The 25,982-nt window shown below is 69.7% G+C and carries 26 protein-coding genes and 1 tRNA gene; 7 read left to right on the forward strand and 20 right to left on the reverse strand.

Translation table 11 applies throughout. The features are described from left to right. Positions 1-9 precede the first annotated feature (9 nt). Both JCR33_RS06155 and JCR33_RS06160 read right to left on the reverse strand, forming a co-directional pair. On the reverse strand, positions 10-663 hold the full coding sequence (locus tag JCR33_RS06155; RefSeq protein ID WP_198881138.1) for an ATP-binding cassette domain-containing protein: 654 nt from the start codon (positions 661-663) through the stop codon (positions 10-12). Next, positions 663-2,351: an ABC transporter permease gene (locus tag JCR33_RS06160; protein ID WP_198881139.1), complete on the reverse strand. Its 1,689-nt coding sequence runs from the start codon at positions 2,349-2,351 to the stop codon at positions 663-665. Before JCR33_RS06160 ends, JCR33_RS06155 begins: the two co-directional genes overlap by 1 nt. A gap of 494 nt (positions 2,352-2,845) precedes the next feature. On the opposite strand from JCR33_RS06160, the gene JCR33_RS06165 reads away from it, so the two are divergent. The 4 genes from JCR33_RS06165 to JCR33_RS06180 all read left to right on the forward strand — a co-directional run bounded on the left by JCR33_RS06165 (position 2,846) and on the right by JCR33_RS06180 (position 6,448). After that, positions 2,846-3,322, forward strand: coding sequence for a DUF2244 domain-containing protein (locus JCR33_RS06165; protein ID WP_198881140.1), 477 nt, complete (start codon positions 2,846-2,848; stop codon positions 3,320-3,322). A 167-nt stretch (positions 3,323-3,489) separates the two neighbouring features. Beyond that, the gene (locus JCR33_RS06170; protein WP_198881141.1) at positions 3,490-4,254 is read left to right on the forward strand and encodes an SH3 domain-containing protein; all 765 of its coding nucleotides are present in this window, start codon (positions 3,490-3,492) and stop codon (positions 4,252-4,254) included. A gap of 85 nt (positions 4,255-4,339) precedes the next feature. After that, entirely contained in the window at positions 4,340-6,202 is a 1,863-nt protein-coding gene (lepA, locus tag JCR33_RS06175; protein ID WP_198881142.1) for a translation elongation factor 4, read from the forward strand. 60 nt (positions 6,203-6,262) lie between these two features. After that, positions 6,263-6,448: a DUF2283 domain-containing protein gene (locus tag JCR33_RS06180; RefSeq protein ID WP_198881143.1), complete on the forward strand. Its 186-nt coding sequence runs from the start codon at positions 6,263-6,265 to the stop codon at positions 6,446-6,448. A 460-nt stretch (positions 6,449-6,908) separates the two neighbouring features. Here the strand turns inward: JCR33_RS06180 and JCR33_RS06185 are convergent, their stop codons facing one another. The 4 genes from JCR33_RS06185 to JCR33_RS06200 form a co-directional block, all read right to left on the reverse strand. Beyond that, positions 6,909-8,033: a DUF3095 domain-containing protein gene (locus JCR33_RS06185; protein ID WP_198881144.1), complete on the reverse strand. Its 1,125-nt coding sequence runs from the start codon at positions 8,031-8,033 to the stop codon at positions 6,909-6,911. A gap of 118 nt (positions 8,034-8,151) precedes the next feature. Then, positions 8,152-8,334 (reverse strand): DUF1328 domain-containing protein, encoded by a 183-nt coding sequence (locus JCR33_RS06190; protein ID WP_198881145.1) that lies wholly within the window; start codon positions 8,332-8,334, stop codon positions 8,152-8,154. An 84-nt stretch (positions 8,335-8,418) separates the two neighbouring features. Further along, positions 8,419-8,580: a hypothetical protein gene (locus JCR33_RS06195; protein ID WP_198881146.1), complete on the reverse strand. Its 162-nt coding sequence runs from the start codon at positions 8,578-8,580 to the stop codon at positions 8,419-8,421. A 144-nt stretch (positions 8,581-8,724) separates the two neighbouring features. Further along, the gene (locus JCR33_RS06200; RefSeq protein ID WP_198881147.1) at positions 8,725-9,213 is read right to left on the reverse strand and encodes a YtoQ family protein; all 489 of its coding nucleotides are present in this window, start codon (positions 9,211-9,213) and stop codon (positions 8,725-8,727) included. Positions 9,214-9,389: 176 nt separating this feature from the next. Between JCR33_RS06200 and JCR33_RS06205 the strand changes: the two genes are divergently transcribed. Next, entirely contained in the window at positions 9,390-9,701 is a 312-nt protein-coding gene (locus tag JCR33_RS06205) for a hypothetical protein (protein ID WP_198881148.1), read from the forward strand. A gap of 9 nt (positions 9,702-9,710) precedes the next feature. Here JCR33_RS06205 and JCR33_RS06210 read toward each other — a convergent pair whose 3' ends face one another. Both JCR33_RS06210 and ahcY read right to left on the reverse strand, forming a co-directional pair. Further along, positions 9,711-10,835: a pyridoxal phosphate-dependent aminotransferase gene (locus JCR33_RS06210; protein WP_198881149.1), complete on the reverse strand. Its 1,125-nt coding sequence runs from the start codon at positions 10,833-10,835 to the stop codon at positions 9,711-9,713. Then, positions 10,836-12,239, reverse strand: a complete 1,404-nt coding sequence (ahcY, locus tag JCR33_RS06215; protein ID WP_198881150.1) for an adenosylhomocysteinase — start codon at positions 12,237-12,239, stop codon at positions 10,836-10,838. It abuts the gene before it with no gap. 276 nt (positions 12,240-12,515) lie between these two features. Between ahcY and JCR33_RS06220 the strand changes: the two genes are divergently transcribed. Then, positions 12,516-14,183, forward strand: a complete 1,668-nt coding sequence (locus JCR33_RS06220; RefSeq protein WP_232372309.1) for a B12-binding domain-containing radical SAM protein — start codon at positions 12,516-12,518, stop codon at positions 14,181-14,183. 45 nt (positions 14,184-14,228) lie between these two features. Here JCR33_RS06220 and JCR33_RS06225 read toward each other — a convergent pair whose 3' ends face one another. The 12 genes from JCR33_RS06225 to JCR33_RS06280 form a co-directional block, all read right to left on the reverse strand. Beyond that, positions 14,229-14,507, reverse strand: coding sequence for a hypothetical protein (locus JCR33_RS06225; RefSeq protein WP_198881151.1), 279 nt, complete (start codon positions 14,505-14,507; stop codon positions 14,229-14,231). A 247-nt stretch (positions 14,508-14,754) separates the two neighbouring features. Next, complete coding sequence (locus JCR33_RS06230; protein WP_198881152.1) at positions 14,755-15,150, reverse strand: F0F1 ATP synthase subunit epsilon; 396 nt, start codon at positions 15,148-15,150, stop codon at positions 14,755-14,757. A 70-nt stretch (positions 15,151-15,220) separates the two neighbouring features. Then, positions 15,221-16,642, reverse strand: coding sequence for a F0F1 ATP synthase subunit beta (gene atpD, locus JCR33_RS06235; RefSeq protein ID WP_198881153.1), 1,422 nt, complete (start codon positions 16,640-16,642; stop codon positions 15,221-15,223). Between the two features lie 78 nt (positions 16,643-16,720). Then, positions 16,721-17,152 carry a hypothetical protein gene (locus JCR33_RS06240; protein ID WP_198881154.1) on the reverse strand — a complete coding sequence of 144 codons (432 nt, stop codon included), beginning with the start codon at positions 17,150-17,152 and terminating at the stop codon, positions 16,721-16,723. Between the two features lie 46 nt (positions 17,153-17,198). Next, entirely contained in the window at positions 17,199-18,086 is an 888-nt protein-coding gene (locus JCR33_RS06245; RefSeq protein ID WP_198881155.1) for a F0F1 ATP synthase subunit gamma, read from the reverse strand. 30 nt (positions 18,087-18,116) lie between these two features. Continuing rightward, positions 18,117-19,670, reverse strand: coding sequence for a F0F1 ATP synthase subunit alpha (gene atpA, locus JCR33_RS06250; protein ID WP_198881156.1), 1,554 nt, complete (start codon positions 19,668-19,670; stop codon positions 18,117-18,119). A 1-nt stretch (position 19,671) separates the two neighbouring features. Continuing rightward, complete coding sequence (locus tag JCR33_RS06255; RefSeq protein WP_232372311.1) at positions 19,672-20,226, reverse strand: F0F1 ATP synthase subunit delta; 555 nt, start codon at positions 20,224-20,226, stop codon at positions 19,672-19,674. A gap of 256 nt (positions 20,227-20,482) precedes the next feature. After that, entirely contained in the window at positions 20,483-22,186 is a 1,704-nt protein-coding gene (locus JCR33_RS06260; RefSeq protein WP_198881157.1) for a methyl-accepting chemotaxis protein, read from the reverse strand. Continuing rightward, complete coding sequence (locus JCR33_RS06265) at positions 22,183-22,917, reverse strand: hypothetical protein (RefSeq protein ID WP_211110089.1); 735 nt, start codon at positions 22,915-22,917, stop codon at positions 22,183-22,185. The genes JCR33_RS06260 and JCR33_RS06265 overlap by 4 nt, the downstream gene beginning before the upstream one ends. A gap of 79 nt (positions 22,918-22,996) precedes the next feature. Beyond that, positions 22,997-23,896, reverse strand: coding sequence for a DMT family transporter (locus JCR33_RS06270; protein ID WP_198881158.1), 900 nt, complete (start codon positions 23,894-23,896; stop codon positions 22,997-22,999). Positions 23,897-23,972: 76 nt separating this feature from the next. Next, on the reverse strand, positions 23,973-24,767 hold the full coding sequence (locus JCR33_RS06275) for an alpha/beta fold hydrolase (protein ID WP_198881159.1): 795 nt from the start codon (positions 24,765-24,767) through the stop codon (positions 23,973-23,975). 83 nt (positions 24,768-24,850) lie between these two features. Continuing rightward, positions 24,851-25,669, reverse strand: a complete 819-nt coding sequence (locus tag JCR33_RS06280) for an ion transporter (protein ID WP_198881160.1) — start codon at positions 25,667-25,669, stop codon at positions 24,851-24,853. A gap of 200 nt (positions 25,670-25,869) precedes the next feature. On the opposite strand from JCR33_RS06280, the gene JCR33_RS06285 reads away from it, so the two are divergent. Then, positions 25,870-25,944: transfer RNA gene (locus JCR33_RS06285), tRNA-Gly, on the forward strand. The last annotated feature ends 38 nt before the right edge of the window (positions 25,945-25,982 follow it).

Genomic DNA, 25,982 nt, shown 5'->3' on the forward strand with positions numbered 1-25,982 from the left:
GCCGCAATATCAGGATCCCTCCCCCTCTTGGCAAGGCCGGATCTCGACGACCTGCGCTCGCGCCGCCTCCGCGTCGGCCGGATCGTGGCTCACCATCACCACCGGCAGCCCGTCTTCGGCGGCGAGGCGGAACACGATGTCGCGGGTGCGCGCCTTGAGCGCCTGGTCGAGCGCGGCGAAGGGCTCGTCGAGGAGCAGCACCCGCGGCGCCCCGGCGAGCGTGCGGGCAAGCGCCACGCGGCTGCGCTCCCCGCCCGACAGCGTCGCCGGGTCGGCCTCGGCAAGGTGCGCCATCGCGACGCGGCCGAGATGGCCCATCGCCACCTCCCGTCGCGCCCCCCGCGAGCGCGCCACCCGCCGCGGCACCGCGAACATCACGTTCCCCACCACAGACATGTGTGGAAAAAGCAGCGCGTCCTGAAACATCAGCCCCACGCCGCGCGCCTCGACGGGCAGACGCGTGATGTCCTCCTCGCCGACGAGCACCCGCCCCGAGACGACGAAGGGCGGCCCGATCAGCCCCGCCACCGCCTTCAGAAGCGACGACTTGCCCGCCCCCGACGGGCCCATCACGGCGAGCACCTTGCCCGCCGCCACCGTCCCGTCGAGCCGCACCAGGGTGCGCCCGCCGAGCGCCACGGCGAATTCATCGAAGCGCAGCATCAGGCCGCCCACCGCACCGGCCGCATGCCGCGCCGGCGGCGCCACAGGAGCGCCGGCACCCAGCGCGCCACGGCGAAGGCGAGGAGCGGAATGACGAGCTGCAGCGTCGCATAGAGCCCCAGGAGGCGCCGGTCGCCGCCCGTCGCGGCGGCCACCGCCTCCGTCGTCACCGTGGCGACGCGGCCCGCCCCGATCATCTGCGTGGGCAGATAGAGCCCCACCGAGACCGCGACCGACACCGCCGCCGTCACGAGGAGCGACGCCGTCATCATCGCGAGGCGCACGGTCACGAAGCGGCGCACCGGCCCCGCCCCGAGGCTCGCCGCCACCGCCTCGAAGCGCGGGTCGAGCGCCTGCCAGGGCCCCGCCAGCGCGATCACCTGATAGGGCAAGGCGAACACCATGTGGGCGAGGATCACCGCCCCGAGCCCCGGCGTCAGCCCGGCCCGGATCGCGAGCACGTCGAGGCCGAAGAGGAACGCCACCTGCGGCACGATCAGCGGCACGTAGACGAGGCGGGTGGAGACGCCGCCCCGCCGCGCCGCCTCCACCAGGACGACGGCGAGGGGAAGCGCCGCCGCCGTCGCCGCGAGGGCGATCGTCAGCGTGTCGCCGAGCGTCGCCGCCGCCATCGCCAAGCGGCGCTGCCACACGGCAAGGCCCACCGTCGCGGGGAGGACGTCGGGAAACGGCCAGTAGCCCGCCACCGACTGGAGCATCAGCCCGGCGAAGGAGACGGCCATCGCCGCCACCGCGACGGCGCCGAAGCCGAGCACGGCGACCCGCGCCACGCGGTCGCGCCGCCACCTGCGGCCGCCGAGGCGCAGCCGCGCCGCCGCCCGCCCGGCGACCGCCTCGCCGGCGCGCCACAGCCCCACGAGGAGCAGCACCAGCCCCATCATCGCCACCGCCCCGGCGCTGCCGAGGAACCATCCGTCGAGGTCGGCCGCCTGCAGCCAGGTCACGATGCGCCCCCCGAGCGGGGCCGGCTGGCGCGGCCCGAGGATCATCACGACGTCCACCACCGAGGCGGCGAAGGCGAGGACGGCGAGCACCGGCAGCCGCATCTGGCGATAGACGAGCGGCCAGGCGGCGTGGAGGAAGGCCGCCATCCGCCCGTAGCCGAGGCTGCGCGCCACGCCGACGCGCCCCGCCGCCTCCACCTGCGACAGGGCGACCAGCGCCATCATGAAGAGAAAGGGCGTCTCCTTCATGGCGAGCGCGAGGACGAGGGCGATGCCGTAGGGGTCGCCCACGAGGGCGATATCGGGCGGCGCCTCGAGCCCGCTCGGCCACGGCGAGAGGAGGCGCAGCACGAACCCCGTCGGCGCGAACAGGAACACGAAGCCCGCCGCCGCCGCCGCGTGCGGCACCGAGAGGATCGGCGCGAGCAGCCGCTCGGCGACGACGAGCGAGCGCCCGCCATAGGAGGCGGCGAGGAGGAGCATCGTGAGGCCGACGCCGAGCGCCGTCGCCGCGAGTCCCGTCGCGGCGCTGAGGAGCACCGACGTCGCGATCCCCGGCGCCGCGAAGAGCGCGGCGAACGGCGCCAGCGACACGCCGCGATGGCCGAGCGCCGGCAGGTGGCCGAACGCCGGCGCGAGGATGCCGACGAGCCCCGCCGCCACCGGCAGCATCGCCGCGAGCGCCACCATCGCCGCGGCGACCCGCCATCCCCGCCCGCTCACGCCGCCGCCGCCGTCGCCATCGCCTTCCTCGTCCCCCTCCTCGTTCGGGGCCCCGAACGAAGGCAGGCGCGCGGGCCGAGGCCGGCGCCGCCGCCGGAAGGGCCCGGCCGTGACGCGCCCGCCCCCCGGCCCACGCCCACGCCGACGCCGACGCCGACGCGAGGTTGCAGGAGCGCCGGGCGCACGGCGACCGCGTGTCTGGAACCCCCACCCGCCGTCGACCCATCCCACCGTCGCGCCCGGCGGTCGGACGATCCGGCAAGGCCGAAGCTTGCGCCGGCGGACGCCGGCGGGAGCGCGACGGGGAACGTCCTCGCCTTAGAGAACGAGGCCGGAGAGAACGAGGCCGGCGCACCCGCCCCGTCCGCCGCCCCGAGCCTTGCGACCGGGGACGCGGACGGCGTCTTGCCACGTGCTTGCGGCGGCTGGCGGAGGCGAGGAATCATGCCGATATCGGTCTTCGTTTCGCAGGCGGGGCGGTCTATAGTTCCTTCATGCCGAATTCGTCCGCGCAATCCTTTCACGCGGTGTTGTTCCCGCACCGCTCGCTCAGCCGTCGCGGCTTCTGGATCACGATGGGCATCGTGACGGCCGCGCTCGGCTTCGCCGGCCTGCGCGCGCTCGCCTTCGGGGCCTGGCCGGTCGCCTGCTTCGCCGTTCTCGACGTCGCCCTTCTCTACGGCGCCTTCCGCCTCTCCTACCGCTCCGGCCGCGCCTTCGAGGAGGTGTCGGTGAGCCCGGCGGAGGTGCTGGTGCGCAAGGTCACCCCCGCCGGCCGCGTCACCGAGCATCGGTTTCAGACGATGTGGGCCCGCCTTTCCGTCACCCGGGTGGACGACGAGGGCGTCACCCGGCTCGACCTCGGCTCGCACGGCCGCTCGATCACCATCGGCGCCTTCCTCAACCCCGACGATCGCGCCTCCTTCGCCGACGCCTTCTCCGCCGCCTTGTCGCGCGCCCGCACCGGCTGAGGTGCCGCCCTCCGCGCCCGCGTTGCATCTAGGCTTTTCCACCGCGCCTCGGCCACCTATCGTTGCGGCAAAACAACGCTGCCGACAGGGCTCGGGGCGCGCCGGCTCCTGCGGACCGGGTCTCGCCCTTCCATCCTCCCCGGCATCGACATCCGTGGAGGACGCCCATGCGACCGATCAGTCTCGCCCTCGCCGTGTGCGCGGGCCTCGTCGCCGCCGGCTCCGCGCTCGCCTGCGAGTACAGCGGCGTGCGCGGCTACCATCAGCCTCGCGGCAACGAATGTCGCGCCGCCTACCGCTTCGAGGCCAGCACCTCGACCGGCGGCATCACCTTCCAAAGCGACGGCCGCACCTTCTTCTGGCAGAAGAGCGGCCACGGCCCCGACGCCAGCTACCGCCTGGTGCGCGTCTCGCCGCCGTCCGTCTCCGGCATCACCGGCACGATGTTCGCCGCACCGGGAAGCCGTGAGCTGCGCGGCTCGATCTCCTCCGGCTATTGCGGCGACGGCTACATCACGCTCACCCCGATCCCCGGCACCTGCGGCGGCTATGGCGGCGGTCCCCGCCCCGGCCCCAATCCCGATCCGGGCTACGGCCGGCCCGACCCCGGCCCCCGCCCAACCCCCGGACATGGCGGCCCCGGATATGGCGGCCCCGGCCCGCGCCCGGGCTATGGCGGCCCCGGCCGCGAGGTCCTGCCCGTCTCCGGCCGCTCCTATGGCGGCAACGTGCGCGCCCGCCCCTCGGCCCGCTCGCACCGCGTCGCCGGCCTCGGCGACGGCACCCCGATCCGCATCCTGGAAAACACCGGCGTCCACCTCAACGGCTACGACTGGTTCCTGATCGCCTGGCGCGGCGGCAGAGGCTACCAGTGGGGCGGCATCCTGTGCGCCGACAGACCCATCCGCGGCGCCTTCCACTGCCACCACTAGGAGGGCGCGTAGGGCGGCGCGAAACTCGCCTCCCACCCCTTCGCGGCGCCTTCCGATCCCCCCTCGGCGCTGCTATCTAGGGGGGATGGATGACCTCGCCCCTTTGCCCGATGCCGACGCCGCCGCCAGCGCCAACAGCGCGGGTGACGCTCGCCCCATCGAAAACGTGCGCAACTTCTCGATCGTCGCGCACATCGACCACGGCAAGTCCACCCTCGCCGACCGTCTGATCCAGGTCACCGGCTCCCTCACGGAGCGGGAGATGAAGGACCAGATCCTCGATTCCATGGACATCGAGCGCGAGCGCGGCATCACCATCAAGGCGCAAACCGTGCGCCTGATCTACCACGCCTCGGACGGCAAAGAGTATAAGCTCAACCTGATCGACACCCCCGGCCACGTCGACTTCGCCTACGAGGTGAACCGTTCGCTCGCCGCCTGCGAAGGCTCGCTCCTGGTGGTGGACGCCTCCCAGGGCGTCGAGGCCCAGACGCTCGCCAACGTCTACCAGGCGATCGACAACGACCACGAGATCATCCCCGTCCTCAACAAGGTGGATCTCCCCGCCGCCGAACCCGAGCGCATCCGCACCCAGATCGAGGAGGTCATCGGCCTCGACGCCTCGGACGCGCTGGAGATTTCGGCGAAGACCGGCCTCGGCGTGCCGGCGGTGCTCGAAGCGATCGTCAAGCGCCTGCCCGCCCCCCACGGCAACCCCGACGCGCCGCTGAAGGCGATGCTGATCGACAGCTGGTACGACGCGTATCTGGGCGTCGTGACGCTGGTGCGGATGATCGACGGGCACCTGAAAAAGGGCCAGACCATCCGCATGATGCGCACCGGCGCCAAGTACGGCGTCGACAAGGTGGGCGTCTTCACCCCCAAGATGCTCGAGGTGGACAGCCTCGGCCCCGGCGAGATCGGCTTCCTCATCGCCGGCATCAAGGAGGTCGCCGACACCCGCGTCGGCGACACCATCACCGAGGACAAGCGCCCCGCCGCCGCCCCCCTGCCGGGCTTCCGGCCGGCGATCCCGGTGGTGTTCTGCGGCCTCTTCCCCATCGACGCCAACGACTTCGAGGACCTGCGCGCGGCCATGGGCAAGCTGCGCCTCAACGACGCCTCGTTCTCGTTCGAGATGGAGACCTCCGCCGCGCTCGGCTTCGGCTTCCGCTGCGGGTTCCTGGGGCTCCTGCACCTCGAGATCATCCAGGAGCGGCTCGAGCGCGAGTTCAACCTCGACCTCATCGCGACGGCGCCGTCGGTGGTCTACAAGCTCCTCCTCACCAGCGGCGAGGAACGGGAGCTCCACAACCCCGTCGACATGCCCGAGCCCAACGAGATCGAGGAGATCGCCGAGCCCTGGATCAAGGCAACCATCCTGACGCCCGACGAATATCTCGGCGGCATCCTGAAGCTCTGCCAGGAGCGGCGCGGCATCCAGACCGAGCTTTCCTATGTCGGCAGCCGCGCCATGGTCACCTACGAATTACCGCTCAACGAGGTGGTGTTCGATTTCTACGACCGGCTGAAGTCGGTGTCGAAGGGCTACGCCTCGTTCGACTACCAGATCTCGGACTACCGGGCCGGCGACCTCGTGCGCATGAACATCCTCGTCAACGCCGAGCCGGTGGATGCGCTCGCGATGCTCGTCCACCGCTCCCAGGCCGAGCGGCGCGGGCGGGCGATGTGCGAGAAGCTCAAGGAGCTGATTCCGCAGCACATGTTCGTCATCCCGATCCAGGCGGCGATCGGCGGCCGCATCATCGCCCGCGAAACGATCCGCGCCCTGCGCAAGGACGTGACGGCCAAGTGCTACGGCGGCGACGCCACCCGCAAGCGCAAGCTTCTGGAAAAGCAGAAGGCGGGCAAGAAGAAGATGCGCCAGTTCGGCAAGGTGGAGATCCCGCAGGAGGCGTTCATCGCCGCCTTGAAGGTCGACAGCTGATCGCGCTTCGTCGCTACGAAGCATCTCCCAGCGTCCTCGACCGAAATGCGAGGGGCCGCTGTGACCACTGAAGCGCGGTACGACGCCGCCTCCCTCACGCTCGCCAACGGCGCGCTCGTCGAGAGCGAGAAGCTCCGACCGGGCGTCGTCTTCGACCATGACGAGGGCGACCGGGTCGTCGGCATCGAAATCCTCGGCGCCCGGCAAGAGCGCCCCGCATCCCTCCCCACGCCAATCTCCCGGTAGCTCAAGCCCGCCGGCGAGGAGCCGCGGATGCCGGAGGGGTCGGGTCGCCCGTCTTATCCCCGCCCCGGTCCACGATGCCATACTCCCCCTGCCCTCGGCCGAGGGGAGGCGTGTCCGGACCGGCCGATGCGAGGATCGAGGGCTTCGGCGGTCGGCCTTTTCGCGGAGCAACGCACACCGCGGAAGGCCGGCGGATCGGATGGGCCCTCAGCGGCGCGTCGCACCGACCCTAAGTGCGGGCCACGGCTGCAGCACCTCTGGCGGCACGGCCGATGCCAACCGCTGAGCGGGCACGCGGACGCTTCGTCCCGCGCGGCGAGTACGCCCCCGACCGAGCCAGCTGCCGAACGGCGGGACGCATGGAGCGACCCACCATTATCATCACGAGGTCGCGCCATGCGTCCCGTCCCGCCCCACCACACCGCCGCGCGGCCGCCGCGCCGGCGCTCTTCGCGCAGGCTCACCCCTTCGCCGACAGCGCCCGCGCCGCCGCCGTGTAGCCGCCGCCCGCCCCGTCGATGAAGTGGAAGTGCCCGTCGTCGCCGAGGGCGGGCACGATGCAGGTCATCAGCGCCGCGTCCTGGCCGAAGAGGCCGTAGACCAGCGCCCCCGCCGCCTCGGCCGCGTCGAGATGGTCGACGAGCGCCGCCTCCAGCGCCGCGTCGCCGTCGAGGGTGAGCTGCAGCCCGTCGCCGAACTTGCGGAAGTCGGCGTTGAGCGCCACCAGCGCCCGGTAGGCCGCCGGATCGAACACGCCGATGCGGATGCCGGTGCGGAACACCAGCCAGCCGAGCGCCTGGTGCGCCATCACCCGGAGCGTCCGCCGCCACGCCGGCGCCCGGCCCCGCGTCGCCAGCGCCTCGAGCCGCGCCCCCCGCGCCGAGAAGGCGGCGATCTCGGGCGCCTCCCGCAGCGGCCGGCTCGACACCTCGCCCACGAGCGCCAGCACCCCGTCGACCGCGGCACGAAACGCCGCGTCACCCGCCGGCCCCGGCCGCGCCACCATCGACAGCATCCGCCCGTTGCGCGCCGCGATCGGCTTCCACCGGCACGACAAGCCCCTGAGATCGGGCCGCGCCCCCTCCCCCGCCGGCGGCACGGCGAAGTCGCCCGCCTTCATCCGCGCCTCGGCGAAGGCGAGGCCGCCGCCGTCGAACATCGCGTAGGCGACATGCGGCGTCGGCCGGAACACGGCGACCCGCACGTCCCGCCCCGCCGCACGCACCGCCGCCACCGGAACGAGGGCCGCCCGCAGATCGAGGCCGAGATCGTCGCGCACCCAGGCGGCGGTCTCGCCGAGCACCGTCGCGGCGGCCTCCCGGTCGGCGCCGGGCAGGGCGAAGGCGCAGCCATCCCCGCCGAAGCTGAAGGCAAAGTCCCGCGTTCCGAGGCGATTGATCATCGCGCTGATCGCCGAAGCCCCGGCGATGTTCACGGCCTTATAATCGCCGCGTGCCACCGCGTCGGTGGAGTTCACCACGTCGGTGAGCCCCAGCACCCAGTCGTCCGGCACGCTGCGATAGACGTGGCCGTCGGTCACGTCGGCAAAACTGTCGAAGGTCAGGAAGGAGTCGAGCCGTCCCATGGCGCCACCTCAAGGGTCCGTCCCCCATCTACGGTGGCGAAGGCCGTGCGTCCGCGATGTTCACGGCCATTTCATCGCGCCGGCGCGCGGCGACTCGTCCCACGCGCCGGCGCCCGCCTCATCCGGAAACGGCAGCCCCGCCGATCACCACGAGGACGATGAAGATCGCCGCGATGACGAGGAAGACGAAAAACAAGATCCGCGCGATGGTCGCCGCTCCGGCGGCAATGCCGGTAAAGCCGAAGAGGCCCGCAATCACGGCGACGACGGCGAAAATAATCGCCCAGGTAAGGAAGTCCATCGGTCACGCTCCATCAGGTTCGATGACCGAAAAATCACTGCCCGGGCAGGAAGGTTCCATCAAAGCGAAACAAACTGCGCCGGCTCACCCCTCCGGCCGGACCGCCACCACCGCCACGATGACGAGAAACGCGACCACCGCGAGCTTCCACACGTCGCCGCGGCGGCGCAGTCCCGGCAGGCCGAGGGGCCGGATGAGATGGGCGGCCATGGCGATGAGGACGATGGCGGATACGATCTTCGTCATGGCCCCGACCCTAGCCGGGCGGGCGCCCACCGCAAGCCCCGTGGCGGGCGGCCCACCCCTTTGTGGCACGGCCCCTCTTCGCCCCGATCCTCGTGGCTCGGCTCCTCGCGGCTCGGATCCGGGGCGGCTCCGGCGCCGCCCGGCTCAGCGCACCAGCGACAGGGAGGGCGAGGGACGCATCAGCTCCCCGCGCGTGACGTAGCGCAGGATCGCCACCACCTGCTCCGGCGTCTCGCACACCGCGAGCGCCGCCGCGTCCACCTCCTTGAGGGCGTGGGTGTGCTCCTTGGCGTGCATCACGACGTAGGGGGTCCCGAGGGCGGCGGCATAGCCGGCGTCGAACGCCGCGTTCCACTGGCGATAGTCCTCGCCGAACCGGATCACCACGAGGTCGGCCTCGCCCATCAGGGTGCGATTGCGGATGGCGTTGAGCTTGGCGCCCTTGTGGTCCTTCCAGAACGGGTTGTCCTCGTGCCCGAGAATGGTGGTACCACAGTCGTCGGAGGCGGAGTGGTCTTCCACCGGACCGGTGAGGTCCACCGGCAGATCGAACTCGTCCACCCCGTCGGCGATCTGCTCGCGCCACTGCGTATGGATCTCGCCGGAAAGGTAGACGGTGAGCTCGACTTCCATGGGGGTCGTCCTGTCGCAAGGGAGGATCTTCGGCTTCCCTATGTGGCAGACCGCACGCCGTTTGAAACCCCTTGCCGGCTAACCGGGTGGAAAGCATCGGCGGGATAGACGTTCATCGAGAGCGGCACGACACGCGCGAAACCCCCGCACACTCGGTGCGGATCGAGGAGGATCGGATGACGGCGAGACTGGCGATGGTGGCACTTTTCGTCGCGGCACCCCTGGCCGCCGCGCAGGCCCAGAACGGCTTCGGCGACACCCAGCTCGCCTATAAGAACGGCGTCGTCTACGACGACGATCTCGTGCCCGGCGTGGGCATGAACTCGCCCTTCCTGGTGGAGGAGCAGGCCGGCTCCTCCAGCTATCAGGACTACCGGCGCACCGATTCGCCCAACCTCATCGGCAACGACGGGCGCATCTCCAACCAGATCTATCAGGACGCCGACCGGGCGGCGAGCCGGCTCGGGCGGCGCAGCTACCAGGACTGAGGCGGCGCCTCAGCCGGCGGCGACGCTCGCCATCGGCGCGACCTCGGCGAGAGCCGGGCCGAGCTCGGCCTCGAAGAGGTCGAGCAGCGCGTCGGAGACGGCCGTCACGCGGATGCAGCGATCCTGCGGCGCCACGAACGGCATGCGCACGAACACCCCGCGGGTGGCGAGCGCGGCGACGAGCGCCCGGGCGACCGCCCCGTCGCAGCCGGTGTCGATGGTGACGAAGTTGGTGTCGCTCGGCAGCGCCGTCATGCCGTGGGCGGCGGCGATGTCGCCGATGCGGGCCTTGGCGGCGGCGACGGCGTGGAGCACCGCGTCGAGGTGGGCCTGGTCGCCGAGCGCGGCGAGGGCGCCGGCCTGCGCCACGCGGTTCACGCCGAAGTGGTTGCGCACCTTGTCGAACGCCTTGGCGAGCTCCGGCGTCGTGATCGCGTAGCCGATGCGCATCCCGGCGAGCCCATAGGCCTTCGAGAAGGTCCTGAGGCGGATGAGGCCCGGATGCTCCAGCCCGATCGGCGGCACCGCCGACGGGTCGGCGAACTCGGCATAGGCCTCGTCGAGGGCGAGGACGGCGCCTTCGGGCATCGCCTCGATCAGCCCCGCGATGCGCCCGGCCGGATGGGAGGAGCCCATCGGGTTGTCGGGGTTGGCGAAATAGGCGAGCGGCGCCGCCTCGGCCCGCACCGCCGCGAGGATCGCGTCCGGGTCCTCGTGGTCGCCGGCATAGGGCACCGTCACGAGGCGGCCGCCGAAGCCGTTCACGTGGTAGTTGAAGGTCGGATAGGCGCCCGCCGAGGTGACGACGGGCGTCCCCTCGCGGACGAAGAGGCGGACGAGGTTCTGAAGGAGGCCGTCGATCCCCTCGCCCACCGCGATGCGCTCGACCGCGACGCCGTGATGGGCGGCGAGCGCGGCCTTGAGGTCGAAGTTCTCAGGATCGCCGTACATCCACGCCCCGGCCGCCGCCTCGCTCATGGCGGCGATCGCCTTCGGCGAGGGGCCGAAGGCGTTTTCGTTGGCGCCGGCGCGCACCGTGAAGGCGGCGCCGCGGGCGCGCTCCTGCGCCTCGGGCCCCACGAAGGGGACCGAGGCCGGAAGCTGCGCAACGAGGGGCGTGAACGGCGGTGTCATTCAGTACCTGTAGGCTTCGGTCTTGTACGGGCCGTCCTGCTCGACGCCGATGTAGGCGGCCTGCTCCTGCGACAGCTTGGTGAGCTTGGCGCCGAGCTTGGCGAGGTGCAGCTCGGCCACCTTCTCGTCGAGGTGCTTGGGCAGCACGTAGACCTTGTTCTCGTAGGCGCCGCCGTTGTTCCAGAGCTCGATCTGGGCGAGCGTCTGGTTGGAGAACGACGCCGACATCACGAAGGAGGGGTGCCCCGTGGCGTTGCCGAGGTTCACGAGGCGGCCTTCGGACAGAAGGATCATGCGCTTGCCGTCGGGGAACTCGACGAGGTCCACCTGCGGCTTCACGTTCTTCCACTTCATGTTCTTCAGGCCGGCGACCTGAATCTCGTTGTCGAAGTGGCCGATGTTGCAGACGATCGCCATGTCCTTCAGCTTGCGCATGTGGTCGACCGTGAGGACGTCCTTGTTGCCCGTGGCGGTGACGACGATGTCGGCACGCGGGGCGGCGTCTTCCACGGTCACGACCTCGAAGCCGTCCATCGCAGCTTGAAGCGCGCAGATCGGGTCGATCTCGGTCACGAGCACGCGGGCGCCGGCACCGGCGAGCGAGGCGGCCGAGCCCTTGCCCACGTCGCCGTAGCCGCAGACGATGGCGACCTTGCCGGCCATCATCACGTCGGTGCCGCGACGGATCGCGTCGACGAGGGACTCGCGGCAGCCATACTTGTTGTCGAACTTCGACTTGGTGACCGAGTCGTTGACGTTGATCGCCGGGAAGGCGAGCTCGCCGCGCTTTTCCATCTGGTAGAGGCGCAGCACGCCCGTGGTGGTCTCCTCCGACACGCCGCGGATGTTGGCCTTGCAGCGCGAATAGAAGGTCGGGTCGGTGGCGAGGCGGGCCTTGATGGTCTCGAAGAGGTAGGTCTCCTCCTCGTTGGACGGGCTCTCGAGAACCGACGGGTCGGTCTCGGCTTGCGCGCCCAGCATGACGAGCAGCGTCGCATCGCCGCCGTCGTCGAGGATCATGTTGCAGGTCTCGCCGTCGCCCCAGTCGAGGATCTGGTCGGCGTACTGCCAGTATTCCTGCAGCGTCTCGCCCTTGATGGCGAACACCGGGATGCCGGCGGCGGCGATGGCCGCGGCGGCGTGGTCCTGGGTGGAGAAGACGTTGCAGGACGCCCAGCGCACCTCGGCGCCGAGAGCGACGAGCGTCTCGATCAGCACCGCGGTCTGAATGGTCATGTGCAGCGAGCCGGCGATCCGGGCGCCCTTGAGGGGCTGCGCAGCGGCGTTCTCTTCGCGAACCGCCATCAGGCCGGGCATCTCCACCTCGGCCATTCCGATCTCGGTGCGGCCGTAGTCGGCGAGCTCGATGTCTTTGACGACGTAGTTCACGTCCGAAAGCGTCATGGATCTTTCCCTTGGGTCTGTTGGGCGGTGTATAGGGTGCCTCCGGCGCGCATGCAACGACATAAAGATATCATTATGCCGATATCTCATGTGCGCAGACGACCACCCTGCGGCCCCGATGCCGACGGCGGGGCGGATTCGCCCTGCCGCTCCAACGCGGTGCGGCCGCTCGCCGCCCCTGGCCGATGACCGTGCCGACGCACCGAGGGGGGGTGGGCCACCTGCAGGACGTGTGACATAGTGCGGGGCGATTGCCGGTCGACAAAGGATTAGCGCATGAGTCTCCCCTCGACCAACGCCGACGAAGCCACCACCTCCTTCGTCGAGATGACCGGCCCGCCGCGGCCCGGTCCCACGCGTGTGCTGATGATCCACCCGCGCTTCATGGGCGGATCCTTCTGGTCGTTCGAGAAGACGTCGCGCATGTACGGCGCCGAGTATCCGATGCCGCCGCTCGGCCTCGCCACGGTTGCCGCGATGCTACCGGACGACTGGCCCGTGCGCATCGTCGACCGCAACATCGAGACCTTGAGCGATGCCGACATCGAGGCGGCCGACCTCATCATGACGGGCGGGATGCTGCCGCAGCGGGCCGACCTGCTGCACGTGATCGACTGGGCCCACAGCCTCGGCAAGAAGGTGATGATCGGCGGCCCCGACATCATGTCGAGCCCCGACGTCTTCGCCCATGTCGACTTCGTCGTGGTGGGCGAAGCCGAGAGCGTCATCGGCGAGGTGATCGCAGCCTGGCGGAACGGCGCCGAGCGCGGCCGCTTCGACGCCGAGAAGTTCAAGGCCGACGTGACGCACTCGCCCATCCCGCGCTTCGAGCTGCTGAAGCGCGAGAAATATCTTCAGATGACCGTGCAATATTCGCGCGGCTGTCCGTTCACCTGCGAGTTCTGCGACATCATCGAGCTCTTCGGCCGCAAGCCGCGCACGAAGACCAACGCGCAGATCCTCTCCGAGCTCGACGCGATCCACGCCCTCGGCTATCGCGGCCACGTCAACTTCGTCGACGACAATCTCATCGGCAACAAGAAGGCGGTGAAGCAGTTCCTGCCCGAGCTGATCCGCTGGCAGGAAGAGCGCAACTACCCGTTCGACTTCTCCACCGAGGCGTCGCTGAACCTCGCCGACGACGACGACTTGATGGCGATGCTGTCGAAGGCCGGCTTCCTCGGCGTGTTCATCGGCATCGAAAGCCCGGACGACAACGTTCTCAACGCCACCAAGAAGAAGCAGAACACCAAGCGCAACATCGCCGAGAGCGTGCACAAGGTGTACGCCTCGGGGCTCGCGGTGCTGGCGGGCTTCATCGTGGGCTTCGACGAGGAGAAGGGGTCGGTGGGCGACGCCATCGCCGACCTCATCGAGGAAGCGGCGATCCCCATCGCGATGGTGGGCCTACTTTACGCCCTGCCCGAGACCGGGCTCACGCGCCGTCTTGCGAAGGAAGGGCGGCTCCACCCCCCGCTTTCGATGGAAGAGGCTCTCGCCGAAGGCAGCGCCGACCAGTGCACCCAGGGCCTCAACTTCGACACGCTGCGCCCGCGCGCCGAGATCCTGCGCGACTTCCGCACCGTGGTGGCCCGCACCTACGACCTCAAGGCCTATCACCGCCGGGTGCGGCGCCTCGCCGATCTACTGCGCTTCGATCACGCCAATATCGACGTGCTGCGCTCGGGCTTCATGAAGAATGCGCTGTTCGTCCTGCGCCTCTCCTGGGTGATGGGGATTACCGCCAAGGAGGGCAAGCGGCTCTATTGGGGCACGCTGCTGCATGCCGCGCGCCGCGACACGCGCTCGCTGGAGGCGGTGTTCCTATCGCTCGCCGCCTATACCCACACGGGGCCGTTCTCCCGGGACGTGTTGAAGGCGATCGACGCCAAGATCGCCTCCCTGCCGTTCGAACCGGCGACGCCGGCGCTGGCGGCCGAATAGGCCGAAGCGGAGCCGCGCGACGTCGACCGCCGCGCGGCGACAGCGTCACTTCGGCTTGACGCGCTCGACGGGCAGGCGCTCGTTCTTCTCGCCTTCCATCGCCTCGACGACGGGGTTGGTCTCGTCGCCGCGAGCATCCTCGGGGCGCGTGGTGCCGAGCGTCTCGCCGAGCACGTTGCCGCTGCCCTGCGGCGCTTCGGCCTGCTGCGACGGCGCGCCATGCGCGGCGTTCTTTTCGGGGAGCGGCTTGGGGCCGGCGGCCTCCGCTGCGGTTGTGGCGCCGAGCGCGGCGATGGCCACGATCGCCAGCATGGCTTTCGTCATTTGAAACTCCATTGCCGAACAAAACGGCTATGGCTTGCCTCTTCCACGTTCCCCGAACCGGCGCAACATCCTCGAGCATCCCGCACGGCGGCCATTCAGCGCATGGCGACGACGTCGTCGGAGCCCCGGCCGTGCCGTCGGAGATCGCCTCAAACGAATTCGGCCGCGATCGTGACGACGCGGCCGAACCGAATTGAACTTCGACGATGGTCGAGAACGGCGGAGCCGCCCTCCCCGCGCGGACGCCTCAGATGGCGGCCTTCACGGTGCGCAGCGTGGCGATGCGGCGGTTGGCCTCGTCGCGCTCGCCGCCCTCCAGCGCGGCGGCGGCCTCTTCGGCCTCCGCGATGATCTCGTCCATCGCCTCGGCGGAGAGGTCTTCGACCGCCGTCGCGGCCTCGGCGAGCACCGTGCAGCTCTCGCCGTTCATGTCGCAGAACCCGCCGTCGATGAAGACGCGCTGCTTGCCGGCGGGGCCGCCGGTCACTTCCATGATGCCGGGCTCGAGCAGGGCGAGGAGCGGCGCGTGGCCGGCCATCACCTGGAGTTCGCCCTCCGCCCCCGGGAGGAGCACGGCCTCCACATCACCGGAGAACAAGAGCTTCTCCGGCGAGACGAGTTCGAAGGGAAAGGTGGCGGCCATGGTCGTCGGTCCTTGAAGGGCAGGTCAAATGCGCGGAGCGCGGCGCCGGAACGCCGCGCCGGGGCGTGGATCAGGCGGCTTCGGCGAGCTCCTGAGCCTTCTCGATCGCCTCGTCGATGGTGCCGACCATGTAGAAGGCCGCCTCCGGAAGGTCGTCATACTTGCCGTCCACCAGGCCGCGGAAGCCCTTGATGGTGTCGGCGAGCTCGACGAACACGCCCGGCTTGCCGGTGAACACCTCGGCGACGTGGAAGGGCTGCGACAGGAAGCGCTCGATCTTGCGGGCGCGCGCCACCGTCATCTTGTCCTCTTCGGAGAGCTCGTCCATGCCCAGGATCGCGATGATGTCCTGCAGCGACTTGTAGCGCTGCAGCACCTGCTGCACGTCGCGGGCGGTCTTGTAGTGCTCCTCGCCGAGGATCTGCGCCGAGAGGAGGCGCGAGGTGGAGTCGAGCGGGTCCACCGCCGGATAGATGCCCTTTTCCGCGATCGAGCGGTTGAGCGTGGTGGTCGCGTCGAGGTGGGCGAAGGAGGTGGCCGGGGCCGGGTCGGTCAGGTCGTCGGCCGGCACGTAGATCGCCTGCACCGAGGTGATCGAGCCCTTGGTGGTGGTGGTGATCCGCTCCTGCAGCGCGCCCATGTCGGTCGCGAGCGTCGGCTGGTAGCCCACCGCCGAGGGAATGCGGCCGAGCAGCGCCGACACCTCGGAGCCCGCCTGGGTGAAGCGGAAGATGTTGTCGACGAAGAAGAGCACGTCCTGGCCCTGGTCGCGGAAGTGCTCGGCGATCGTGAGGCCGGAGAGGGCGACGCGGGCACGCGCGCCCGGCGGCTCGTTCATCTGGCCGTAGACCAGGGCGCACTTGGAGCCCTCGCCGCCGCCCAGCTTGTTCACGCCGGACTCGATCATCTCGTGATAGAGATCGTTGCCCTCGCGGGTGCGCTCGCCGACGCCGGCGAACACCGAGAAGCCGCCGTGCGCCTTGGCGACGTTGTTTATGAGCTCCTGGATGAGCACCGTCTTGCCGACGCCGGCGCCGCCGAAGAGGCCGATCTTACCGCCGCGGGCGTAGGGGGCGAGCAGGTCGACGACCTTGATGCCGGTGACGAGGATCTCCGCCTCGGTCGACTGCTCGACGTAGGACGGAGCCGGGGCGTGGATCGGGCGGGTGGTGTCGTAGGTGATCGGGCCCGCCTCGTCGATCGGCTCGCCGATGACGTTCATGATGCGCCCGAGCGTGCCGTCGCCCACCGGCATCTCGATCGGCGTGCCGGTGTCGGTCACCGTCTGGCCGCGCACGAGGCCCTCGGTGGCGTCCATGGCGATGGTGCGGACCGTGTTCTCGCCGAGGTGCTGCGCAACCTCCAGAACCAGGCGCTGACCGTTGTTGTCGGTATGCAGCGAGTTCAGGATCGCCGGCAGGTGGTCGGTGAACTTCACGTCCACGACGGCGCCGATCACCTGGGTGATTTCTCCGGTTGCAGTCTCAGCCATGGGGCGGGGTCCTTGGGATCTTGACGTGATGAATGCTTTGAACGGCTTCGGCGGAACGCGCAAGAGATCTTGCGCACATCATGCCGGACATCGGCCGTTCGTGCGATAATTCTGACCGACAACCCGCTCCACGTTGGCAAGGGTCGCGAGGAGGTCGGCTTGTTCCTTACGTTCGTCGGGGGAGAGCTCGACGGCGAGCGTCCCCTCCCGCACACCACGGCGAACCGCGGTCATCTCCATGCCGGTCTGTTTGGCGAGGGAGACGAGCATGTCGTAGGCCTCGGCCACCTTGGCGGCGCGGGCCGGGTCGTCGGCGAGATAGCGCGCCATGCAGCCGCAATAGTCGCCCCCTTGCGGGATGAACTCCGCGACCACCGACTGGGCGTGCGCGTCGGCGGCGACGTATCGCTCGCACATCGTCTCCACCTTGGCGTCGGCGGCCGAATGCGCGACGCCGAGGAACAGCGCCGGCAGGCCGAACACGGCGAGGGTGACGATGAGACGAAGCATCCGAACTCCTGTCGAACGGCACCGCCGAAGCGGCGCGATCGGCTTCCTAGAGCGCCTCGGCGCCGGAGATGATCTCGATCAGCTCCTTGGTGATCTGCGCCTGGCGGGTTCGGTTGTACTGCAGCGTCAACCGGTCGATCATCTCGCCGGCATTGCGGGTGGCATTGTCCATCGCCGACATGCGTGCGCCCTGCTCCGACGCAGCATTCTCGAGCAGCGCTCGGAAGATCTGCACGCGGATGTTGCGCGGCACCAGCGCGTCGAGGATGTCCGTCGCGTCCGGCTCGTACTCGTAGACGGCGTTGCCGGCGTGGGTGTCCTCCTCGGAGGCGTGCACCTCGGCGGCGGCCGGAATGAGCTGGAGACCGGTGGGCTTCTGGCTGATCACCGAGCGGAACTCGGCGTAGTAGAGCGTCGCGACGTCGAACTCGCCGGCCTCGAACATGTCCACCAGCTTGTCGCCGACCTCGTGCGCCTGCTGGAAGCCGACGCGGCGCACCGACTTGAAGTCGATCAGGCCGACGATCTGCTCGCGGAACAGGCGCCGCAGAATGTCGAAGCCCTTGCGGCCGACGCAGAGGAACTTGACCTCCTTGCCGGCGGCCATCAGGTCGCGCGCGTCGAACACCGCCTTGCGCACGATCGAGGAGTTGAAGCCGCCGCAGAGCCCGCGCTCGGCCGTGCAGACGACGAGCAGGTGCGTGTCCGACTTGCCGTTGCCGGTCATCAGGACCGGAGCGTCCGGGTCGCCGGCCGTCATCTGGGCGAGGTTGGCGAGGACGGCGGCCATGCGCTCGGCATAGGGGCGGGAGGCTTCGGCAGCCTCCTGCGCACGGCGCAGCTTCGCCGCGGCCACGAGCTGCATGGCCTTGGTGATCTTCTGCGTCGCCTTCACCGAGGCGATGCGGACTTTGAGATCCTTGAGAGACGGCATCTGTGTTTCCTGGCCGGCGGCAAAGGGGCCTTAGGCCGCCTTCGCCGTCTCCTGCGACGCGAACGTCTTCGTATAGCTCTCCACGGCGGCCTTCAGCTTCGCGCCGAGCTCGTCGGTGAGCTGCTTTTCCTTGAAGATGCCGTCGAGGATGTCCTTGTGCTGACCGCGCATCAGGATCAGCAGGCCCTCCTCGTAGCGGCCGACGTCGCCGACGGGGATGCCGTCGAGGTAGCCGTTCACGCCGGCGTAGATCACGGCGACCTGCTCGGGCGTCGTCAGCGGCGAGAACTGCGGCTGCTTCAGAAGCTCGGTGAGGCGGGCGCCGCGGGCGAGGAGACGCTGGGTCGTCGCATCGAGGTCGGAGCCGAACTGCGCGAAGGCGGCCATCTCGCGATACTGCGCGAGCTCGCCCTTAATCTTGCCGGCGACCTGCTTCATCGCCTTGATCTGGGCCGAGGAGCCCACGCGCGACACCGAGAGGCCGACGTTCACCGCCGGGCGGATGCCCTGGTAGAACAGGTCGGTCTCGAGGAAGATCTGGCCGTCGGTGATCGAGATGACGTTGGTCGGGATGAACGCCGACACGTCGTTGCCCTGGGTCTCGATGACCGGCAGCGCGGTGAGCGAGCCGGCACCGTGCTCGTCGCTCATCTTGGCGGCGCGTTCCAGCAGGCGGGAGTGGAGGTAGAAGACGTCGCCCGGGTAAGCTTCGCGGCCCGGCGGACGGCGCAGGAGCAGCGACATCTGGCGGTAGGCGACGGCCTGCTTGGACAGGTCGTCGTAGCCGATCACCGCGTGCATGGCGTTGTCGCGGAAGAACTCGCCCATGGCGCAGCCGGTGAAGGGCGCCAGGAACTGCATCGGCGCCGGATCGGAGGCGGTGGCGGCGATGACGATGGAGTACGGCAGCGCGCCCGACTCTTCGAGCACCTTCACGAACTGGGCGACCGTGGAGCGCTTCTGACCCACGGCGACGTAGATGCAGTAGAGCTTCTCGCTCTCGGCGCCGGCGTCGTGCAACGGCTTCTGGTTCAGGAAGGTGTCGAGGATGATCGCGGTCTTGCCGGTCTGGCGGTCGCCGATGATCAGCTCGCGCTGGCCGCGGCCCACCGGGATCAGCGCGTCCACCGCCTTGAGGCCGGTCGACATCGGCTCGTGCACCGACTTGCGCGGGATGATGCCGGGCGCCTTCACGTCCACGCGGCGGCGCTCGGTGTACTCGATCGGGCCCTTGCCGTCGATCGGGTTGCCGAGCGCGTCGACCACGCGGCCGAGAAGGCCCATGCCGACCGGGGCGTCGACGATGGCGCCGGTGCGCTTCACGGTGTCGCCCTCGCGGATCGCGCGGTCGTCGCCGAACACCACGACGCCGACATTGTCGACTTCGAGGTTCAGCGCCATGCCGCGGATGCCGCCCGGGAACTCCACCAGCTCGCCGGCCTGCACCTTGTCGAGACCATAGACGCGGGCGATGCCGTCACCGATGGACAGCACCGTACCGACTTCGGAAACCTCGACCTCTTGGCCGAAATTCTTGATCTGATCCTTGAGGATGGCCGAGATCTCGGCGGCGCGGACGTCCATCTTATGCGGCTTCCTTCATGGCATTGCGCAGGGCCGCGAGGCGGGTGCGCACGCTGGTGTCGATCATCTGGCTGCCGAGACGCACGATGAGGCCGCCGATCAGCGACGCGTCGACGTGGGTCTCGAGCTTAACGGTTCCGCCGGCCTTTTCGGCCAGCACGCCCACGAGTGCCTTCTGCTGCTCCTCGGTGAGCGGCTCGGCGCTGGTGACGATGGCGATCGTCTCACCGCGATGGCTGGCGAGGAGCGCATCAAACGTCTTCAGCATGCCCGGCAGGGCGAACAGGCGGCGATTCTTGGCGACGAGCTTGATGAAATTGGCGACGAGGCCGGTGACGCCGGCCTTCTCCATCACGGCGGAGAGGCCCTTGATCTGCTCTTCGGCGGCGAAGACCGGGCTTGCGACCAGGCGTCGCAGGTCGGCACTTTCATCGAGCAAAGCGCGCAGCGTGGCGACGTTCGCCTCGACGGCTTCGAGCGCATCGTCGTCCCGCGCAAGGTCGAACAGCGCGGAGGCATAGCGGTGGGCAACGCCGGAGGTTTCGAAATCGGCCAAGGAGCGTGCTCTTTCGTGGTCGGGCGCGGCCCTCACACGAGCCGCCATCATCGGCGGGCCGATAGCATAGGGTTTCGGAGGGCGCAACGCCGGCCCGGCGCCGATCGGGCGAAAGCCCACGACGAGAGCGCGATGGGCGAACGAAAATGCGCCTGCCGCGACGGCCCGCCCCTTCCCCCCGCGGCCGATCGCGGCGGGAGGGCGACGGCTCACGCGGCCGGCGCGGGCGAGGCTCCTTCGGGCGAGGAGCGGCGCGTCAGGCGCTGCGGACGGTGGGGCGCCTGTCGTTCGCGACGGTGCCGATGAAGCGCTCGATGGTGGCGCCGAGCCGCTCGCTCGATTCCTTGAGGGAATCGGAGAGGCTGGAGACGTTGCCCGCCACCGATCGCGTCTCGCCCACCTTCGATTCCACGCCCTTGACGTTGCCGGCGACGGTGCGCGTCTGGTTGGAGACGATCGACACGTTGCGCGAGATCTCGTCGAGCGCGGTGCTCTGCTCCTCCACCGAGGCGGACACGGCGGCGGAGTTGGTGTTCACCTCGCCGATCGCGTTGTCGATGGTGCGGATCGCCTGCACGACCTCCGACACGTCGCCGCTCACCTGGCCGATCACGCGGCTGATGTCCTCGGTCGCCTTGCCGGTCTGGTCGGCGAGCTGCTTCACCTGCTGGGCGACCACCGCGAACCCCTTGCCCGCCTCACCCGCGCGCGCGGATTCAATTGTGGCATTGAGCGCCAACAGGTTGATCTGTCCGGCGATGCCGTTGATCAGGTCGATCACCTCGTGGATCTGCTCGGAGCGGGTCTGCAGACCGCTCACCTTCCGGTCGGCCTGAGCCGAGGCCTCGGTCGCGAGACGGGTGAGACGCGCGACATTCTGGAGCTGGGTGGAGATGTCCCGGATCGACATGGACATCTCTTCGATCGCCGCGGCGACGCTCTGCACGCTGGAGCCGGTCGCCTCGGCGGCGCTGCTCACGCTCTGGGTGTAGTCGAAGCTGTCGCCGGCGACGCCCTCGAGCGAGTGGGCGGCGTTGCCGAGGCTGAAGCCGGCGTCCGCGAGAGCCCGCAGGAGGTCGCTCGACTGGCCGCGGAACTCGGCCACGGCCTCCGAAACGCGCTGGGCCTGGCGGGCCTTCTCCTCGGCTTCGGCGACCTGCCGGGCCGAGATCTGCTCGTTCTCGATGCCGGCCTCGCGGAACACCTCCAGCGCGCGCGACATGTCGCCGATCTCGTCCTGGCGCGACACGCCGGTGATCTCCACCGACCACTCGTGGTCGCGCAGCTTCTCGGTGACGTCGGTCAAGCGCCGCAGGGGCAGCACCACCGAGCCGCGCACCATCATCGCCATCATGACGCAGAAGATCACCACCATCAGGCTGGAGCCGAGGGAGATCACCTCGAGGAGGATGAGATTGCCGGCCTGGCGCTGCTGGGCGTTGTGCAGGGCCGCGACGTTCGCGGCCCGCTGGCGCGAGAAGGCGCTGTCGATCTTGTCCCACAGCGAGCGGTTCTGCACCGATTCCTCGCGCAGCCGCGCGATGTCGACGGTGTAGGGATCCTCGGTGTCGGCGATCTGGCGCTCGACGACCTGCCGGCGCCAGCGCTCGACGAGAGCGGCGATCTCCTGCGCCGTCGCATGTGCGCTCGAGCCGTCCTCCGATTGGGCGAGCACGTCGTCGCGCTCCCGATCGATCGCGGCGAGATGGTCGCTCAGAACGCCCAGATACTCGATGTCGCTGGAGTTCAGGAGACGCAGCACGGTCTTGTGCGCATCCTGCAGGGCGCTGCGATACTTCTCGAACGCAGCGGCGCGCCCGGTGATCGCGTCGGCCGTCACGACGTCGCGCTGCAGCCGCAGCGACTGGAAGAAGATCAGGCCCGCGGCGACGACGGTCACGCTCAGGATGGCGCCGAAGGCGATCAGCACCTTCCGATAGATCGAGAGATTGGCCATCATCGTGCGTGTTTCCTGCGCTGGAGCTCGGTGAGGTTGACCTCGAAGGTCGCCGCGCCGATCGCCGATCCCGACTGCGGATCCTTGACCGCGAGGTTGACCTGGGCGCGCCAGGTGCCGGTCGTGTCCTCGAACTCGGCTTCGTCGATGAACACGGCGTTCGGACCCACTTTATAGGTGCGCTGATATTTCGCCTCGTCGCCTTGCCAGTAGTCGGAGGTGATGTTGCTCTGGGCGACGTTGAGGCCGCTCGCATCCATCAGGATGATCTCGGTGAAGAGCCCCAGCGAGTGGGCCTGGATGCGGGTCAGATAGTTCGATGTCGGGCTGGCGAGGGTCACGGCGATCAGCGGCTGCTTGGTCTGCTCGCGCTCGGCCCGCCACTGCGCGTCGAGCGCGTCGATCACGCTTTGCGGCGGATTGGCCCGCCGCCGGTTCTGGTTCTCCACCGCCAGGACGACGATCTCGCTCTCGAGCACCCCGCGGATGCGCTCCACGAGCTCGGCGTCGATCAGCTCGATCGTCGGCTCGCTTAAGGGCTGAGCAGTGAGCCGGCTCGAAGGTGCCGCCTCGATGCCTTCCGCGGCGCCGACCGACAGGCTCGCCGCCAGCACCATTCGCGCCAATAGGCTCCGTCCTCGCCGCATCGTCGCCCCCGTTTGCCTCTCCCGCGCCGCCTGGCCGCGGCCGACGCCGCGTCCGACGAGACGCCACTCGTGTGCGGGACGGCGCACGGCGTCCGCCCCGACGATGACGTAACGTGAGATGATTGCGCAGGGCTGGAAGTCCGGCGGCGCGGCTCCGCGAGAGCGCTCAGAGGCTCCGCCTCGCCCCGCTCGGGTCGACCCGCAGCCAGCCGAGAAGGCGCCCGTCGATCACGGCGAGGCCCGCGCAGATCAGCGCCATGCCGGCGAGCTGGCCGGTGCTCACCGTCTCACCGAGCGCGACCGCGCCGACGAGCACGGCGACCACGGGGACGAGGACGGTCACGAGGACGACGTTGGTCGCGCCCGAGCGGGCGAGGATCGCGAAATAGAGAATGTAGGCGAACGCCGTCGCGAACGCGGCGTTGGCGACCACGGCGAGCCAGACCCCCGCCCCCGGCATCGGCAGCGAGAACGGGCGGTCGAGGATCAGCGCGAACGGGGCGAGGATCAGCGCCGCGGCGCTCGTCTGCCCGGTCGCCACCATCATCGGGGCGATGCCGAGCCGCTTGAAGCGTCGCCCGAACACCACCGCGCAGCCGTAGGAGAAGGCGGCCGCGAGAACCGCGCCCTGGGCCAGAAGGTCGCTGCCGAGGCGCGAGAGGGCGTCGGGACCCACCATCACGGCGACCCCGGCGAGGCCGAGGAGGAGCCCCCCGACGCGCCGCCGCGTCAGCCGCTCGTCGGCGAGGAAGATGCCGGCGAGACCGGCGGTGAAGAGCGGCGTGGTGGCGTTGAGGATCGCCGCGAGACCCGCCGTGATCGACGTCTGCCCCCAGACGATGAGCGAGAAGGGGAGCGCGTTGTTGAGGAGCCCCATGGCGGCGAGCGCCGCTATCGTGCCGGGCCGGCGGGGCACGGGCGTGCCGCTCGCGAGCACGAGCCCCCACAAGATGACGGCGGCGATCGCGACCCGCAGCGTCACGAGGGTGAGCACCGGCAGCGCCGCGAGCATCACCTCCGAGAAGATGAAGGACGCCCCCCAGAGAACCGACAAGGCGACGAGCATGGCCCACGCCGGGCCATCCATACGGAGTGGAAGAGACATGACGGACCTCGCGCGGATCCGCCCGCGCGGCGGCCGCTCACAACGTGGCGCTGACCTCGCGGACGGCCGCGGCGCAGCGTTCGGGAAGAACTTCGTGGATGAAGTGCCCTTCCTCGGCGACCCGATCAATCGACACGTCGAGTTCGCGAGCCAGAAGCCGGAGATCCTCGGCCGACAGCGCGCTGCCCTTCCCGCGATCGCCGGCGATGATGCGGATCGGCACCCCCGCGGCGCGGATCGCCGCGAGCACGTCGAACGCGCCGTGGAGGGTGCCCTCGATGAGCGCGTCGAGGACATGGGGGTCGAAGGCGGCGAGCTGGCGGGCGCGCAGGGCGACCCCCTCGGGCCCGAAAACGTCGAGCATCGTGCGGCGGCCGTGACCCGACCCCCAGCTCGCGACCACCACTTCCCAGTCGGCGAGGCTATAGGCGTGCGCCTCGCCGTCGATGAACGCCTTCAGCTTGACGAAGCCGCGATAGAAAGGCGTCTCGCCGAGGCGCGGCATGTCGGATTCGAAGAGCGGCGGATCCTCGAGCACCAGCGCCGCCACGCTGCCCGGACGGCGCGCGGCGAGGGCGAGGGCCACCACCCCGCCGAGCGAGTGGCCGTAGAGGATCGGCGGTGCCCCCGCGCCGAGGTCGACGGCGTCCGCAAGGCCCGCAACCGTGTAGTCGTCCGCCCGCGGCGCGTCGCCGTGACCGCTGAGATCGCGCGGCGTGACCTCATGCGGCGCGAGGGCGGCGGCGAGACCCGCGAAGTCGTGCCGATCGCGGGTGACGGCGTGGAGACAGACGATGCGGTGCGTGTCGGCGGATGAGGCGTCGGGGGTCACGGCGGATGGGCGCTCCTAGGAATGATTCCTCGGGGAAGGCTCCTCGGGGGAAGGCTTGGGGGAAGACGGCTTCGGAGAAAGGGTCAGCCCGCGCCGGACCGCGGCGGCAGCGCGCCGCGCAGCTCTTCGGTGAGGCGCGCGATGTCGGCCCGCAGCGCCCTCACCTCGTCGGCCATCGCCACCTGGTCGTCGTGGAGCTGGTCGCGGCTCGCCGCGGCCTCCTCCTCCACCTCGAGCTGCATGCCCGACACGATGATACCGATGAAGAGGTTCAGCACCGCGAAGGCCGTCACGATGATGAACGGCACGAAGAAGAGCCAGGCGGAGGGATAGACCTCCATCACCGGCCGCACGATGCCCATCGACCAGGATTCCAGCGTCATGATCTGGAACAGCGAGTAGGCCGACGCGCCGATGGAGCCGAACCAGTCGGGGAAGGAGGCGCCATAGAGCGACGTCGCCATCACCGCGAAGACGTAGAAGATGATGGCCATCAGGAACACCACGGAGGCCATCCCCGGCAGCGCGGCGATGAGGCCGTTGACGACGCGGCGCAGCGTCGGCACCACCGAGATGAGGCGCAGCACTCGCAAAATGCGCAGTGCCCGCAGCACCGAGAACTCACGGCTCGCCGGCACCAGCGCGATGGCGACCACGAGGAAGTCGAAGATGCTCCAGGGGTCGGTGAAGAAGCGCAGCCGGTAGACGGCGATGCGCATCAGGATCTCGGCGACGAACACCCCGACGATCACGGTGTCGATCACGCTGAGGAGCGGGCCGACGCTCGCCATCAAGGTGCCCGAGGTCATCATGCCGAGGATGACGGCGTTCACGAGGATGATGCCGACGATGAAATATTCCCACTCGCGGGACTCCACCAGCCGGCGGACAGGCTCGAGCACACACACCTCCCGGGCACGGGCGGCGCTCCCGGCCGCGCCGCCTCTCGCGCACGCACAGTCGTGATGCACCGCACCACGGCGCGAGATGTGCGACCCCCGCCCCGCGCCGTCAAGCCGTCGCCGGCACGCGAGGACGATGGACAAGTGATGGACAAGGCGCCCGCCCTCCTGTACTCAGAGTGACCGGCTGCCACCGCCGCGCGGGTGTAGTTCAGTGGTAGAACGCAAGCTTCCCAAGCTTGATGTCGTGGGTTCGATCCCCATCGCCCGCTCCACCCCCTCCCTTCCGCTTCCGTCGACAGCCGCGCGCATG

It is taken from the genome of Acuticoccus mangrovi, from assembly GCF_016411865.1.
Classification (GTDB): domain Bacteria; phylum Pseudomonadota; class Alphaproteobacteria; order Rhizobiales; family Amorphaceae; genus Acuticoccus; species Acuticoccus mangrovi.

Excerpts from the sequence above, each read along its gene's own strand:
- JCR33_RS06155 (WP_198881138.1), bottom strand. The coding sequence starts at position 663 with ATGCTGCGCTTCGATGAATTCGCCGTGGCGCTCGGCGGGCGCACCCTG.
- JCR33_RS06165 (WP_198881140.1), top strand. The coding sequence starts at position 2,846 with ATGCCGAATTCGTCCGCGCAATCCTTTCACGCGGTGTTGTTCCCGCAC.
- JCR33_RS06170 (WP_198881141.1), top strand. The coding sequence starts at position 3,490 with ATGCGACCGATCAGTCTCGCCCTCGCCGTGTGCGCGGGCCTCGTCGCC.
- lepA (WP_198881142.1), top strand. The coding sequence starts at position 4,340 with ATGGATGACCTCGCCCCTTTGCCCGATGCCGACGCCGCCGCCAGCGCC.
- JCR33_RS06185 (WP_198881144.1), bottom strand. The coding sequence starts at position 8,033 with ATGGGACGGCTCGACTCCTTCCTGACCTTCGACAGTTTTGCCGACGTG.
- JCR33_RS06190 (WP_198881145.1), bottom strand. The coding sequence starts at position 8,334 with ATGGACTTCCTTACCTGGGCGATTATTTTCGCCGTCGTCGCCGTGATT.
- JCR33_RS06195 (WP_198881146.1), bottom strand. The coding sequence starts at position 8,580 with ATGACGAAGATCGTATCCGCCATCGTCCTCATCGCCATGGCCGCCCAT.
- JCR33_RS06200 (WP_198881147.1), bottom strand. The coding sequence starts at position 9,213 with ATGGAAGTCGAGCTCACCGTCTACCTTTCCGGCGAGATCCATACGCAG.
- JCR33_RS06205 (WP_198881148.1), top strand. The coding sequence starts at position 9,390 with ATGACGGCGAGACTGGCGATGGTGGCACTTTTCGTCGCGGCACCCCTG.
- JCR33_RS06210 (WP_198881149.1), bottom strand. The coding sequence starts at position 10,835 with ATGACACCGCCGTTCACGCCCCTCGTTGCGCAGCTTCCGGCCTCGGTC.
- ahcY (WP_198881150.1), bottom strand. The coding sequence starts at position 12,239 with ATGACGCTTTCGGACGTGAACTACGTCGTCAAAGACATCGAGCTCGCC.
- JCR33_RS06220 (WP_232372309.1), top strand. The coding sequence starts at position 12,516 with ATGAGTCTCCCCTCGACCAACGCCGACGAAGCCACCACCTCCTTCGTC.
- JCR33_RS06225 (WP_198881151.1), bottom strand. The coding sequence starts at position 14,507 with ATGACGAAAGCCATGCTGGCGATCGTGGCCATCGCCGCGCTCGGCGCC.
- JCR33_RS06230 (WP_198881152.1), bottom strand. The coding sequence starts at position 15,150 with ATGGCCGCCACCTTTCCCTTCGAACTCGTCTCGCCGGAGAAGCTCTTG.
- atpD (WP_198881153.1), bottom strand. The coding sequence starts at position 16,642 with ATGGCTGAGACTGCAACCGGAGAAATCACCCAGGTGATCGGCGCCGTC.
- JCR33_RS06240 (WP_198881154.1), bottom strand. The coding sequence starts at position 17,152 with ATGCTTCGTCTCATCGTCACCCTCGCCGTGTTCGGCCTGCCGGCGCTG.
- JCR33_RS06245 (WP_198881155.1), bottom strand. The coding sequence starts at position 18,086 with ATGCCGTCTCTCAAGGATCTCAAAGTCCGCATCGCCTCGGTGAAGGCG.
- atpA (WP_198881156.1), bottom strand. The coding sequence starts at position 19,670 with ATGGACGTCCGCGCCGCCGAGATCTCGGCCATCCTCAAGGATCAGATC.
- JCR33_RS06260 (WP_198881157.1), bottom strand. The coding sequence starts at position 22,186 with ATGATGGCCAATCTCTCGATCTATCGGAAGGTGCTGATCGCCTTCGGC.
- JCR33_RS06270 (WP_198881158.1), bottom strand. The coding sequence starts at position 23,896 with ATGCTCGTCGCCTTGTCGGTTCTCTGGGGGGCGTCCTTCATCTTCTCG.